The sequence below is a fragment of the Arthrobacter sp. PTI12 genome (genome assembly GCF_056679915.1).
On the sequence record NZ_CM155256.1, the window covers coordinates 2525440 to 2537690 of the forward strand.

Below are 12251 nucleotides of genomic sequence, written 5' to 3' on the forward strand. Positions count from 1 at the left end.
TTCGTCTGTAGTCGAAGCCCGCGAGCTTCAGCGTTGCCTTGTCCGCAGCTAAACGGCCATCTTTCGACGGAGTTCGGACAGACGGCTTACCGCCGTGGCGTCAACCACTTCGTCTCCCACCTTCACGCGAACGCCGCCCACGAGGGACGGATCCACGCTGACATTGACCTTGAGGTCTCGCCCGTAGAGCGCATTCAGCCCTGCCTGGAGCCGGGCCAATTGCTCGTCCGACAGCGGACGGGTAACGCTGACGGTAGCAATCCAGCGCTCCTGGCGCAGTGCAACAAGCTCGACAAAGCGTTCAACCAACGCCGACGGCCGCAGGCCACGCGGCGACAGAACCGCCTGACGGATCAGAAGCCTGGCTTCATCTCCGGCCGAGGGAACGAGCTTCAGCGCAAGGGCCACTTTCGCTGATCCTTCTGCCTGGGGTTCAGACAATGCGCGCTGCAGATCGTGGTTCGAGCCAACGACGCTCAGGAATGAGAAGAGATCGTTCTCAAGTCCCTCGAGCCCTCGGATTCCCTGTCCCCTGTTTTCGGCCACCGCAATAGCGACGGTTGCGGCGAGCGCTTCCAGTGCGTCACCGATGTCGCGGGGCTTGGCCCAGCGGCGGGCAACGAGGTCGCGAACGATGTCCGATGCCTCCGGCGAAATCCGTCCAGCGAACAACCGCGTGGACAAAGCAACCTTCTGCTCGCCGTCGCGATTCGGGTCAGTGACGGCGCGGCGGAGCCCGGCGTTCGAATCGAGTGTGTCCAGCACACCGAACAATTCCTCGGCCAGCGTCAGCGATGCTGTGCCGAGACGAGGCTCAAGTTCCTGCCGCGCCGCCGTGAGGGACTGGCTTGATACGCCTGCCATTATTTGGCTGCACCTGCGCTCTGGGTAGCGGACTGCGCCTCCAGGTCAGCGAGGAAGCGGTCGACAACGCGTGCAGAGCGCGCGTCATCAGCCAGGGACTCGCCGACAATTCGGCTGGCCAGATCAGTGGCAAGGGTTCCGACGTCAGCCCGCAGTGAGACAGCAGCTGCCTGACGGTCGGCCTCGATTTGTGCCTCAGCCTGCTCGGAGATGCGGTTCGCCTCGGCGACTGCCTTCTCCTTGAGCTCAGCCAGGATCTGGGCGCCCTCAGCACGTGCTTCCTCGCGGATGCGATTCGCCTCGGTGCGAGCGTCGACCAGCTGCTGCTTGTACTCCTCGCGTGCCGCGTTGGCCTCAGCCTGTGCGGCCTCCGCCTTTGCGATGCCACCCTCAATGGCTTCAGTCCGCTCTGCAAACGTCTTCTCAAACGCCGGCATGACGAACTTGATAACGATGTACATCAGTACAGCGAACCCTGCGACCGTAACCAATAGTTCCCATAGGTTCGGTGCGAGGGGACTTTCAGCTGCAAGTATGACTGCGCTATCCATGTTGTTTCACCCGTCTTTCTACCACTAGTCCGTTTGGTCAGCCAGCGACTCTTCTAGAGAACGAAGGCGAAGACCAGACCGAGGATTGCGAGGGCTTCGGTCAGTGCCAGGCCAAGGAATGCGATTGGCTGCAGTACACGCTGCGCCTCCGGCTGACGAGCAACACCGTTGATGTACGCGGCGAACACGAGGCCCACACCGATACCACCGCCGATTGCGGAGAGACCGTAACCTACGAGGTTCAGATTGCCTTCCATTTTTTTCCTTTCAAGATGCCGCGCTATGCCGGCAGGTTGGTTGGGATCATCCCCAGCGGGGAAGACTTTTGTTAGGTATTAGTGGGCGTCCGCATGAAGGGCGCCCTCGATGTAGATCGCGGCCAGCAGGGTGAAAACGTAGGCCTGGAGAACCATGATCAAAGCTTCGAGCATGTACATGGCAACCGCGCCGCCAAGAACCAAAACTCCGGTTCCCTGCAGGAGGATGTTGCCGGACAGGGTCATGAATTCGATCGCGCTGCCGGCCAACATCACGATGAGGTGACCTGCCAGCATGGTTGCGAACAAACGGAGGGAGTGGGTGACCGGACGAACCAGGAAGTTCGAAATGATCTCGATCGGAACTACCAGCGGCATGATGTACCACGGCACTCCGGAGGGAACCACGGCGAGCTTGAAGTAGCGCAGGCCATGCTTCTTCACGCCGACGGCAATCCAGAGGATGTAGAAGATGGCCGCGATCGCGTACGCGCTGCCAGGGTGGGAGAAAGTGGGGATTTGAAGCAGCGGGACCGCACCGAAGATGTTGTTCACGAGGATAAAGAAGAACGCGGTGAAGAGCCACGGCACATACTTCATGTACTCGCGTCCGCCGATGATGTCCTTGCCGATGGAGTTACGCACGAAGCCGTACGCGGCTTCTCCGAGGAACTGCATCTTGCCCGGAACAAGTTGACCACGGCGGGAGGCAATATAGAAAAATGCGCCGATGAGGATGACCGACAGGATGACCAGCAGCATCTGCTTGCCGAAGCCTGGCGCGAACCAAACGCCATATTCACTATTCCAGGGAAGAATGTTCGGCGGGTGCGCTTCTTCAATCGTGGGTGGGACAAAGCCCTCTTCAGTGGTGGTTTGAGCGGGGAGCGCAAGCGCGATCAACGCGTTTCCTCTCTGCAGTGTCCATCGTTGGGCGGAGTTGGATCGGGCACAGCGTTACTGCTCCGACGCATGAAGTTATGGGACATTACTCAGGGGAACCTTCCTCCGGACCGCTCCTGCGTTCCGGCGTTGATCCAGGACCGGAGGAGTTGGAACGGGTGAGGTTGTGCTTGTGGGAGAGATAAAAGCCGCCCACTGCACCCAAGAGGCCTCCTGCGAGCACGATCCAACGCGTCCCCAGGAGACTGTCCAGCCCCCAGCCTATCAAACTCCAGACTATGATCCCGCCAATGATGTAGCTGAAAACAGCTATTCCATCGTTGTACCCGGCTTCGCCGTAGCGACCGCGCGCGTCAGCCTCTGGGCGCTCATCGCCCGAGCCCGAGCCGGTGCTGGAGGCTCCTTTACGCACGTCCATCAACCGCCTGCGTTCCGGACGACCCGGTCGAGTCACAGTCGTTGTAGAGCTGGTGGCGCGCCTTGGCAAAAACGGTGACCTCGACAATCTGCCAAAGAACTACTGCTCCCACGGCCGCACCGAAAAACCAGGTGCGTTCCAGCCAGGAGGGGACACCGACAAAAAACAGGACAGCGGCAAAGCCGACCACCTTGATGGCGTAAGTGACCATGAAGATTCCGAGGGCGCCGCTGGGATTCGACCGACCGACGAAATGGCCGATGAGCAGGCTCAGCCCGAAGAAGAGTGCCACCACGGCGTAGCCGAAGAGCACGCTCGCGGCCCCGCTCCCCCCGTTCATCGCGAATGCGATGGCGGTGGTGATGACCAGCGCCGCCCCCGTGACAGCGAGGCAACGCAGCAGGATCCGCAGCCACAGGGACTCAGTGGGACCAGACGCGGAGGCACGGGACACACTGGCGCGCGGTGCGTCGGGTGCGCTCATGGGGTTCCGTCCATCGAGGGGTAGGTTGGGCAGGCGTCTCAGCCCGGCCGGTCCCTGAAATTCTACAGCAGATAGAAATCGATCCCGCTCTTAGTTGCTTTTCTCAACCGTCAGCCGGAATCAGCCGTCGTCGGGCAAGGAGTTTCGGCGAGTAGATGTACAGCGCGACGACGGCGGCCGCGAACACTGAGCAGACGATCGCCAGTGGTGCCGGTGCCGTAGCGAGGACAAATCCGGCCGCACCGACCAGTGCAGAGCACGCGGTGACCACAAGCGCTGACTGCACGTGGGTGAGTCCGACGTCGGTCAAACGCTGGTAGACATGCTCGCGGTGCGAGGCGTACCAGCGATCCCCCGCTCTCACTCGCCGCAGGAAGGTGATGAAGGTGTCGGCCAGATAGATCAGCACAGGAGACAGCAGGTACTCGAGGTAAACGCCCGCCAGCAAGCCAGCGACCGCCATGCCGGCGATGGACGCGCCCAGCAGATAACTGCCGACGTCGCCGAGGAAAACAAAACCCCGCCCAAGATTCCAGGGCAGGAATCCAGCGAAAGCTGCAGCAACCACAAGTCCAGCGACTGTAAGCCAGAACTGGCCCACGAGCATGCCGGCTACCGAGTAGAACACGCCCACCAGGACGCCATGGAGGCCGGAGATACCGTTGATGCCGTCCATGAAATTGGCGGCATTCACGTAGGCGGCCACTGCAAGCGCGCCAATCGGCACCCACCAGTAGGATTGCCCGATCGTCCATGCAAGAGCAGTGGTTCCGACTGCTCCGATCGTCAACTGGATCAGCGCACGCAGCCGGATCGACAGACCCCGGTAGTCTTCGATCCAGCCGAGTACGGCCGCCGCTGAAAGGATTGCCAGGACGATGAGCACCACTGAGCGGTCTACCGGGACCAGGCCGGTCAGCAGGGACAGAAGAAGCCCGACGACGATCCCCACTGCGACGGTGATGCCCACTCCCCGGATAACCACCGAGGTGTGAGAGGACCGTTCATTGGGGATGTCGAGCACGCCCAGCTTCTGCAGGATCGGCTTCAGTCCAAACGGCAGGACCAGGCTGAGCAGCAGGGAGGAACCAACAACAACCCAGAGCAGCATGGTCAGGCCCCTTTTTCAGCCGGAGGTTGCATGCCCTCGGAATAGGCCTCGATGCCGCCCTTGACCTTCCAGTCACGCAGGTCGAGCATGCCCGGATCAAGTGCCGCTACCCGGGTGTGCGAAATCTTGGGGTGGAGGGGGCGGGCGTCGTCCTCGTCGATCCCCACAAGGTCTTCGTGTAGTTTCTCGCCTTTGCGCAGGCCGGTGAAGACTATTTCGATGTCCTTCCCGGACATTGCGATCATCCGCTGGGCCACATCCAGAATCTTCACCGGCTCCCCCATGTCGAGGATCAGGACTTCCCCCCCGCTGCCGATTGCTCCCGCCTGAATGACGAGCTGGCAGGCTTCAGGGATGGTCATGAAGAAGCGGGTCACCTCGGGGTCGGTGACAGTGATCGGTCCGCCCACCCTGATCTGCTCAGTGAATAGCGGCAGCATCGATCCGCGGCTACCAATAACGTTGCCGAAGCGGACGGACACGTACCTTGCGCCCGCCGCGCCGGCCGTCCAGGCCGTCAATTTCTCAGCGACGCGCTTCGAGTGACCAAGAACGCTGGTGGGATTGGCGGCCTTGTCCGTGGAAATGTTTACGAAGTTGCTGACACCGGCCGCTTCGGCTGCCCGCAGAACGTTGAGCGTGCCAAGGACGTTCGTTTTCCACGCCTCTTCCGGATACTGCTCAAGCAGGGACACGTGCTTAAGCGCCGCCGCATGGAAAACCACCTCAGGTTTGCGGTCTATGAAGATTGCGCGCAGCGTGTCTGCTTCCCGGATGTCGGCAAGGACTGTGTCCCTGCCCGTCAGCAGTCCCCTGCCTGTCAGGGAGATCTGGGTGGTCTGAAGTCCCGTTTCGTCACGATCAAGCATGATGAGTTCCGCTGGCCCGAACTCTGCGATCTGGCGGCACAGCTCGGAGCCGATGGAACCGCCTGCACCGGTCACCAGAACCCGCCTGCCGGCGATGTAGCCCGCCACCTCGTCAGCGCGGATATCCACCGGACGCCGGCCGATCAAATCCTCCACCGCCACTTCACGGAAATCGGTGAGGCCCTTCTCTCCGCCTCCAGCGAGCATCTCGCGCAGCGGCGGCAGCACGAGTACGCGTATGTTAAGCCCAGTGACGAGGTCCGAAACGCGCCTCACCTGCGCCGCTTCAACATCGGAAAACGCAATGACGAGGGCGGTTGCACGCGTGCGCCGCGCCATCTCGGGCAGATCTTCGAGGCGGCCCAGTACCGGAACCGTGGCGAGCCGCAGGTGCTTCTTGGCGGGATCATCATCGATCAGGCCGACCGGAAAGTAGGGGGACTCCCGATCCTGCATCATCCGGGTTACCAGCGACTTGCCGAGGAAGCCTGCCCCATAGATCAGGGTCCGCTGCGCGTCGTCGCCGGGTTTGGCCTTGCTCTCCACATACATACGCTTCAGATAGCGGGTTGACGCCATGAAGATACAGGCAAAAGGGAAAGCGATAATAGCCACGCTTCGCGGGATCTGGATGACGCTGATGAAAGCGATGCTCACCAGCAGCAGGATCACAGAAACAATCACCGTCACGATCACCAGCAGACGCGCTTCGTGGAAGCTACCGAACGCATAGCGCCCCCGGTAGAGGGCGAAGCTCATCCCGACAACCAGCTGGGAGATCACTGCAACGGCGCAGAAGACGACTGCACCCGGCACATTGATCTGGGTGACCAGCAGCTCCAGGCGAAGGATCACGGCCAGGAAGACAGCAACAATCCACGCGAAGGAATCAAAGGCGTACTGGGACCACAACCACAGGGCCGGCTTGTCTGTCCTGCCGGCGGAGTCGTCCTGATTCACGCGAGCCGCGGAATTCTGGTTATCCGTCTGTGTCATGATTCCTTTGGATGGGCGGTTGGCGTAGCGTCACGCCCCCTTCGATCCGGCGCGAAAAGGCCGTCCGGGCCGTGTAATAGACTTTCCCTACCCGAGAATACTAGCCCGACTGATGCGTGCTCCCTGTGACCGATCACCGCGAGCTGAGCGTTGCGGAGGCTGGCCGAAAGGACCGTTTTGCAGGAAACCGTGGCTGTAGCGGCAGTGACTTTCGACAGACCGGATGACGTACAGACACTTCTCGAAGCGCTCGCACGGCAAGATCACCCGATCGCATCTGTGGCACTGGTTGACTCGGGCACACAGGACGTCTCTGCCCTGGCTGAACAATCCAGCGCTCCCGTGAACTACATCCGGTCCGCCACCAATCTGGGCGGCGCCGGCGGTTTCTCCCTCGCAATTCTTTCCGCGATGGCGAGCGGCGCCGAGTGGATCTGGATCATGGACGACGACGCCCACCCTGAGGACACCGCTGTCCTCAGCAAACTGCTTGAGTCCGCCCATCTGCGCAACCTTGACGTCGTCGTGCCCCTGATCGTCCCACCGACCGATTCCACCCGGCTCGCCTTCCCCTTTCGCATCCAGGGGCGCACCACCCACGATCGGGATCAGGTGGAGAACCTTGGCTTCATTCCGGACATTGCCCAGTTCTTCAACGGAGCGCTGATCCGCGCCGACGTCTTTTTCCGGGTCGGGCTGCCGGATCTACGCCTGTTCATCCGCGGCGATGAAACTGACTTCATGCTGAGGCTCCGCCGCGCCGGCATCCCCTTCGGTACGGTCACCACCGTTGCGCTCAGCCACCCGCCGGGATGGGCTGAAGTGCAGCACGTCATAGGCGACCGGCTCCATGTGCTGGTTCCGGAAACACCCTTCAAGCGCTTCTACTTCTTCCGGAACCGCGGACATCTCACGCGTCGGTACATCCGTGTGCGTTCCTTTGTAGCGGACGTGGTGGGGTACCCGGTCTACTACGTCCGCAGGGGTGATATCCGCGGGCTTGCCTCCTGGGCCCGTGCCTACGCTGCAGGAATGCGTGGGCGAAGCTTCGGCCCTCCCTCCGACTTCGGGTTCTGATTGATGACCGCGCAGCCGTCCGTCACCGTGGTGGTGACTACTTTCAATCGCGCCGGCTACTTGAGCCGACTGCTGGATTCTCTGGGACAGCTCGATCCGGCGCCTGCCGCTGTCGTCGTCGTTGACAACGCCAGTACCGACTCCACCGGTGAGGTACTGGAAGCGGCGGCCGCCTCGTTTCCGGTCCCGCTGACGGTTCACCGGCTGGGAGTCAATGCCGGTGGCTCCGGCGGCTTCTCCGCCGGTGTTGAGCGCGCGCTGGCCGACGGCGCGACCTGGCTATGGCTGATGGACGACGACGTCGAAGTCCTGCCCGGCGCGCTGGCCGCCTTTTCCCCGTGGCTCGAACACTACAGATGCTTGCACGGCCGGCGCCTGGACCACACCGGTGAACCTTTCTTCTGGCAACACCGTTTCAACCCGTTCCTTGGCGTGCACTTCCCGATTCCCGGCAACGTCTTCGCTTCTTCTCCGGTTTTCCGCACCAATGTGGCGTGCTTCGAGGGTGTTCTCCTGCATGCGGGCGTCGTCCGCGAGGTGGGACTGCCTGACCCGCGGTTCTTCATCAACGGCGATGACACCACTTACGGCTGGCTCATCTCCCAGCGGGAGCCAGTTGTCTACATTGACGAGTTCGTGCTGCGGAAGGCCCGCCCGCAGAAGCAGATCGACCTCGGCCTGCGGCATCTGAACGATTCGAGCAACCTGGGACGCTACTGCGGAATGCGGAACCGCGGGCATCTCGCAAGGTATTTGATGGAGTACGGGCAATTCAACCGCGTCGGATTCGCACTGGGAACAGCCCTCACCGCAGCGAAGGAACTGGTACGGCTGATCGCGGTCGAGCATACTCTTTCGGGCGTCGGTTCCCTGTGGCACGGGTGGCGCGAGTCGCGCTTTGTCCTGCGGGATCCCGACTGGCTGCCGATGCCGGCGCTGACTCCCCGGGCAACGGGCGCTGCCTCATGATCTGGTCCGTCGTCGGCGGCAGCGGCTTCGTCGGGAGCGCAGTCCTCAAGGCGCTCACGGAGGCAGGTGAGGAAGCAAGGCCGGTCAGGGCACCGCGCGTCAGTGCATCAGCAGACACACCGGCACGGGTACTCGCGGAGGCTGACCGGCAGGCCGCCGTCGTCGACCGCCTGGCGGCTGAACTCGCCGGTTGCACCGTGGTGGTCAATGCGGCAGGCGCCGCCGCACCGCGCAGTCCCGGCTCACCGGAGCTGACCGGCGCCAACGCCCTGCTCCCCGTGCTGCTCGCCCGCGCGTGCGCCGCGGCGGGGGTTCATCGGCTGGTGCACCTCAGCAGCGCGGCCGTGCAGGGGCACCGTCCGGTCCTCGACGAATCGCCGGACACTGCACCCTTTTCCCCTTACTCTCGGAGCAAGGCGCTCGGGGAACAGGCGCTTGGACTCGGCCCCTTCGGCACGCTTGAAATTGTCTCGGTGCGCGCCACCTCCGTCCAGGGCCTTGAACGGCCGACGACGACGGCACTGGCCCGGCTCGCTGCCTCACCGCTGGCATCGGTCGCCTCACCCGGCACCGCACCCAGCCCGGTCTCCTCGGTCGATGCCCTCGCTGAACTGATCCGGACGGTCGGCCTGCATGAGGGTGAGGTGCCGCGCATTGTCCTGCAGCCCTGGGAAGGGATGACCGTGCGGTCAGTGCTCGAGGCCACCGGCGGCATTCCCCTGGTTCTTCCGGCATTTCTCTGTCGGCTCATCCTGCGCACGGGATACGGGGTATCCGCACTTCTGAAGGAACGCCTGCACGGGTCGATCCGGCGGGTTGAACTGATGTGGTTCGGCCAGGATCAGGTTGCCGGCTGGGTTGCCCGGCAGGGCGTCGCCCTTCCTGCCCGCGTCAGTTCGATCCTTGAGGAGGCCGGGGCTCGTCGACGCGGTCCTCGCTAGTGGGCTGGCTTTCAGCGGGCGTCGCGTCCGGCGGGCCCGCAGGTTCTTCTTCCGTGCCGCGTTCCTCTTCCGCGCTCCCGTCCTCTGCACCGGCGTCGTCACCGGCGGTTCCACGTACGACCCCGGGAACCACAGCGCGCAGCTCTTCGAACGAAATCACGCCCTCGCGAACCACGACGGGCAGATCTCCGGTGGTATCCACGATGGTGGACGCACCGGCGTCGGCTGAGCGTGCACCGTCTTCAAGGTAGACCTCCACCGCGTCTCCCAGCTGGGCATAGGCAGCAGCCGCGGTAGCAGCCGCCGGCTGCCCCGTGCGGTTCGCCGAGGAGACGGCGAGCGGACCCGTCAGGATCAGGAGGTCCAACGCAACGCGGTCGTTCGGCATGCGAAGGGCCACAGTGCCGAACGTGTCCCCGAGGTCCCAGGTGAGCGAAGGCTGGGCATGACAGATGAGGGTGAGGCCGCCCGGCCAGAACTCCTCGGCGAGCCTGCGGGCTTCAAGGCTGATGTCGGTTGCCAGCCCGTCCATGGTCTGGAGGCGTGGAATGAGAACCGGCGGCGGCATGCTGCGGCCGCGGCCCTTGGATGCGAGCAGCGTGGCAACGGCTTGCGGTGTGAAGGCATCCGCGGCAATGCCGTACACGGTGTCGGTGGGAATCACCACGCACTGCTTTGCGGCAAGCGCACGTTGGGCACGCGCAATTCCCTCACTGCGTTCGGTGGAGTCGGAGCAATCGAAGGTGGCACTCACGCCAGCCATCCTTTCATTTACAGCACGTCGGTTCGAATTGCCGATGTTGCACGGTCCCGCTCAGCAAGGTCCTGGTGCGTGCAGACAGTCTTCCACGACGGGTCTGCGCCCAGTATCCGCATCAGTGCTTCTGCCTGCACCTCGGCGTGTTCCATCACGAAATAACCGCCGGGCTTCAGGAGGCGCACGGCCGCAGCTGCAGCGGCCAGGGGTAGGCGCAGCCCGTCGGCACTCCCCCCGAACAGTGCAATCTCCGGGTCGTGCTCAGCAACTTCGGGGTCGCGAGGAACCGCATCGGTTGGGATGTAGGGAGGATTAGATACGACGACGTCGAACGTTCCGTTCAGTTCGCTGAGCGCCGTGGCATAGTCGCCGTTGACCAGGGTGACACCGTGCGGCTTCAAATTGCGCGCCGCCCATGCCAACGCCAGCTCGCTCAGTTCAACCGCATAAACGTCCGCGTCCGGCACCTCCTGCGCAATCGAGCCTGCTATGGCGCCGGACCCGGTTCCAAGGTCCGCCACGCGCGCCCCGGAGATACCCCGCGCCGCATCAATGGCAAGCTGGGCAACCGCCTCCGTCTCCGGGCGTGGAATGAAGACGCCAGGTCCCACTGCAACCTCCAGACCGCGGAAGTACGCAATGCCCGTGATGTGTTGAAGCGGCACCCGCTGGGCCCGCTCGGCAACGAGTTCGCCGTACCCCTCCGGCACCGCAGCCCCGATCAAGGCGAGGGCACGCACCCGACCCACACTCTCAGCCATGAGGTGCGCGGCGAGGAGTTCCGCGTCGACCCTCGGACTCGGCACACCTGCCTCAGCCAGCGTCGACGCAGCTTCGCGCAGGGCATCCGCCAGCGACTCCATGCTGTGCCGACTCTCCTACGCGTCGTCGCCGATGGCGTCGAGCCGGGTCTGTTCGTCCAGTTCGATGGCGGACTGTACTACCGGTTCGAGCTCACCATTCATGACGGCGTCGAGGTTGTACGCCTTGTAGCCCGTGCGGTGATCAGCGATGCGGTTTTCGGGGAAGTTGTAGGTGCGGATCCGCTCTGACCGGTCCATGGTGCGCACCTGGGACTTGCGGATGTCAGAGTTCGCGGCGTCGATCTCTTCCTGCTTGGCAGCGAGGATGCGAGAGCGCAGCACGCGCATGGCTGCCTCCCGGTTCTGCAGCTGGGATTTCTCGTTCTGCATGGCAACGACGATGCCGGTAGGAAGGTGGGTGATGCGCACGGCGGAGTCCGTGGTGTTCACCGACTGGCCGCCTGGCCCGGACGACCGGTAGACGTCAATCTTGAGGTCGTTCTGACTGATTTCCACCTCTTCGGGCTCATCAACCTCGGGTAGTACCAGTACTCCGGCTGCCGAGGTGTGAATCCGCCCTTGCGACTCCGTGACCGGAACGCGCTGCACCCGGTGAACTCCGCCCTCGAACTTCAACCGCGCGTACACGCCTTCGGCAGGGTCATTCGATGATCCCTTGATGGCCATCTGGACATCCTTGTACCCGCCGAGATCGGATTCATTGGCGGAAATGAGCTCGGTCTTCCAGCCGCGGGATTCGGCGTACCGGGTGTACATCCGGAGGAGATCGCCGGCAAACAGCGCGGCTTCGTCTCCTCCTTCGCCACCCTTGACCTCGATGATGACGTTGCGGGAGTCGTTGGGATCACGTGGGATCAGCAGCCGTCGCAGACGTTCCTGCGCGGCAGCCAACTGTTGCTCAAGCTCGGGGATCTCGGCAGCGAATTCAGGGTCCTCGGCCATCTCACGGGCGGCTTCAAGATCATCTTCCAGGGCCTGCCACCGTGTGTGCGCTTCCACGATGCCGCTGAGTTCGGCATAGCGTCGGCCAAGCTTGCGAGCCAGGGACTGGTCTGTGTGGACGGCCGGATCAGACAGCCGGACCTGCAGCTCGGCGTGCTCATCGAGCAGGCCCTGAATGGACTCAAACATGGCGGACACAACCTTCAGTATCGGATTCGAGCGGTGGTGGGTGGTTTAACGCGCGAAGCCGTTCGAGACATGCCGGCCGGCATGTCTCGAACGGCTACT

14 protein-coding genes are annotated in these 12251 nt (G+C 63.1%); 3 read left to right on the forward strand and 11 right to left on the reverse strand.

Annotation, left to right across the window (positions count from 1 at the left end):
• Positions 1-48: 48 nt before the first annotated feature.
• The 8 genes from AC1MBU_RS12090 to AC1MBU_RS12125 all read right to left on the reverse strand — a co-directional run bounded on the left by AC1MBU_RS12090 (position 49) and on the right by AC1MBU_RS12125 (position 6453).
• Complete coding sequence (locus AC1MBU_RS12090; protein WP_277358606.1) at positions 49-864, reverse strand: F0F1 ATP synthase subunit delta; 816 nt, start codon at positions 862-864, stop codon at positions 49-51.
• Positions 864-1415, reverse strand: coding sequence for a F0F1 ATP synthase subunit B (locus tag AC1MBU_RS12095; protein WP_479787274.1), 552 nt, complete (start codon positions 1413-1415; stop codon positions 864-866). The genes AC1MBU_RS12090 and AC1MBU_RS12095 overlap by 1 nt, the downstream gene beginning before the upstream one ends.
• A 53-nt stretch (positions 1416-1468) precedes the next feature.
• A complete protein-coding gene (gene atpE / locus AC1MBU_RS12100) occupies positions 1469-1672 on the reverse strand; it encodes an ATP synthase F0 subunit C (protein ID WP_009356484.1) in 204 nt (67 codons plus the stop codon).
• Between the two features lie 78 nt (positions 1673-1750).
• Complete coding sequence (gene atpB / locus AC1MBU_RS12105; protein ID WP_277358607.1) at positions 1751-2575, reverse strand: F0F1 ATP synthase subunit A; 825 nt, start codon at positions 2573-2575, stop codon at positions 1751-1753.
• An 85-nt stretch (positions 2576-2660) separates the two neighbouring features.
• On the reverse strand, positions 2661-2993 hold the full coding sequence (locus tag AC1MBU_RS12110; protein WP_404800719.1) for a hypothetical protein: 333 nt from the start codon (positions 2991-2993) through the stop codon (positions 2661-2663).
• Positions 2980-3477 (reverse strand): Cg1360 family ATP-synthase-associated protein, encoded by a 498-nt coding sequence (locus AC1MBU_RS12115; protein ID WP_479787276.1) that lies wholly within the window; start codon positions 3475-3477, stop codon positions 2980-2982. The genes AC1MBU_RS12110 and AC1MBU_RS12115 overlap by 14 nt, the downstream gene beginning before the upstream one ends.
• Before the next feature lie 103 nt (positions 3478-3580).
• Positions 3581-4588: an MraY family glycosyltransferase gene (locus AC1MBU_RS12120; RefSeq protein ID WP_277358610.1), complete on the reverse strand. Its 1008-nt coding sequence runs from the start codon at positions 4586-4588 to the stop codon at positions 3581-3583.
• A gap of 2 nt (positions 4589-4590) precedes the next feature.
• A complete protein-coding gene (locus tag AC1MBU_RS12125; RefSeq protein ID WP_479787277.1) occupies positions 4591-6453 on the reverse strand; it encodes a polysaccharide biosynthesis protein in 1863 nt (620 codons plus the stop codon).
• A gap of 177 nt (positions 6454-6630) precedes the next feature.
• Between AC1MBU_RS12125 and AC1MBU_RS12130 the strand changes: the two genes are divergently transcribed.
• The 3 genes from AC1MBU_RS12130 to AC1MBU_RS12140 are packed head-to-tail and all read left to right on the forward strand — an operon-like array spanning position 6631 to position 9440.
• Entirely contained in the window at positions 6631-7530 is a 900-nt protein-coding gene (locus AC1MBU_RS12130; RefSeq protein WP_479787279.1) for a glycosyltransferase, read from the forward strand.
• Positions 7531-7533: 3 nt separating this feature from the next.
• Positions 7534-8499, forward strand: coding sequence for a glycosyltransferase (locus AC1MBU_RS12135; RefSeq protein ID WP_277358613.1), 966 nt, complete (start codon positions 7534-7536; stop codon positions 8497-8499).
• Positions 8496-9440: an NAD-dependent epimerase/dehydratase family protein gene (locus AC1MBU_RS12140; protein WP_471671845.1), complete on the forward strand. Its 945-nt coding sequence runs from the start codon at positions 8496-8498 to the stop codon at positions 9438-9440. The genes AC1MBU_RS12135 and AC1MBU_RS12140 overlap by 4 nt, the downstream gene beginning before the upstream one ends.
• On the opposite strand, the gene AC1MBU_RS12145 is transcribed toward AC1MBU_RS12140, so the two are convergent.
• From AC1MBU_RS12145 to prfA, 3 genes are read right to left on the reverse strand one after another with little or no spacing between them, the layout of a single operon-like run.
• Entirely contained in the window at positions 9391-10194 is an 804-nt protein-coding gene (locus tag AC1MBU_RS12145; protein WP_479787282.1) for an L-threonylcarbamoyladenylate synthase, read from the reverse strand. The two genes, AC1MBU_RS12140 and AC1MBU_RS12145, sit on opposite strands and share 50 nt — an antisense overlap.
• A gap of 17 nt (positions 10195-10211) precedes the next feature.
• Positions 10212-11060: a peptide chain release factor N(5)-glutamine methyltransferase gene (prmC, locus tag AC1MBU_RS12150; protein ID WP_346028114.1), complete on the reverse strand. Its 849-nt coding sequence runs from the start codon at positions 11058-11060 to the stop codon at positions 10212-10214.
• A gap of 15 nt (positions 11061-11075) precedes the next feature.
• Positions 11076-12152: a peptide chain release factor 1 gene (gene prfA, locus AC1MBU_RS12155; RefSeq protein ID WP_056548352.1), complete on the reverse strand. Its 1077-nt coding sequence runs from the start codon at positions 12150-12152 to the stop codon at positions 11076-11078.
• Positions 12153-12251 lie beyond the last annotated feature (99 nt).

What these genes read in the sequence shown, in the direction of transcription:
- AC1MBU_RS12120 (WP_277358610.1), bottom strand. Translation starts at nt 4,588, where the DNA reads ATGCTGCTCTGGGTTGTTGTTGGTTCCTCCCTGCTGCTCAGCCTGGTC.
- AC1MBU_RS12135 (WP_277358613.1), top strand. Translation starts at nt 7,534, where the DNA reads ATGACCGCGCAGCCGTCCGTCACCGTGGTGGTGACTACTTTCAATCGC.
- AC1MBU_RS12110 (WP_404800719.1), bottom strand. Translation starts at nt 2,993, where the DNA reads ATGGACGTGCGTAAAGGAGCCTCCAGCACCGGCTCGGGCTCGGGCGAT.
- prmC (WP_346028114.1), bottom strand. Translation starts at nt 11,060, where the DNA reads ATGGAGTCGCTGGCGGATGCCCTGCGCGAAGCTGCGTCGACGCTGGCT.
- prfA (WP_056548352.1), bottom strand. Translation starts at nt 12,152, where the DNA reads ATGTTTGAGTCCATTCAGGGCCTGCTCGATGAGCACGCCGAGCTGCAG.
- AC1MBU_RS12115 (WP_479787276.1), bottom strand. Translation starts at nt 3,477, where the DNA reads ATGAGCGCACCCGACGCACCGCGCGCCAGTGTGTCCCGTGCCTCCGCG.
- AC1MBU_RS12140 (WP_471671845.1), top strand. Translation starts at nt 8,496, where the DNA reads ATGATCTGGTCCGTCGTCGGCGGCAGCGGCTTCGTCGGGAGCGCAGTC.
- AC1MBU_RS12095 (WP_479787274.1), bottom strand. Translation starts at nt 1,415, where the DNA reads ATGGATAGCGCAGTCATACTTGCAGCTGAAAGTCCCCTCGCACCGAAC.
- AC1MBU_RS12125 (WP_479787277.1), bottom strand. Translation starts at nt 6,453, where the DNA reads ATGACACAGACGGATAACCAGAATTCCGCGGCTCGCGTGAATCAGGAC.
- atpE (WP_009356484.1), bottom strand. Translation starts at nt 1,672, where the DNA reads ATGGAAGGCAATCTGAACCTCGTAGGTTACGGTCTCTCCGCAATCGGC.
- AC1MBU_RS12090 (WP_277358606.1), bottom strand. Translation starts at nt 864, where the DNA reads ATGGCAGGCGTATCAAGCCAGTCCCTCACGGCGGCGCGGCAGGAACTT.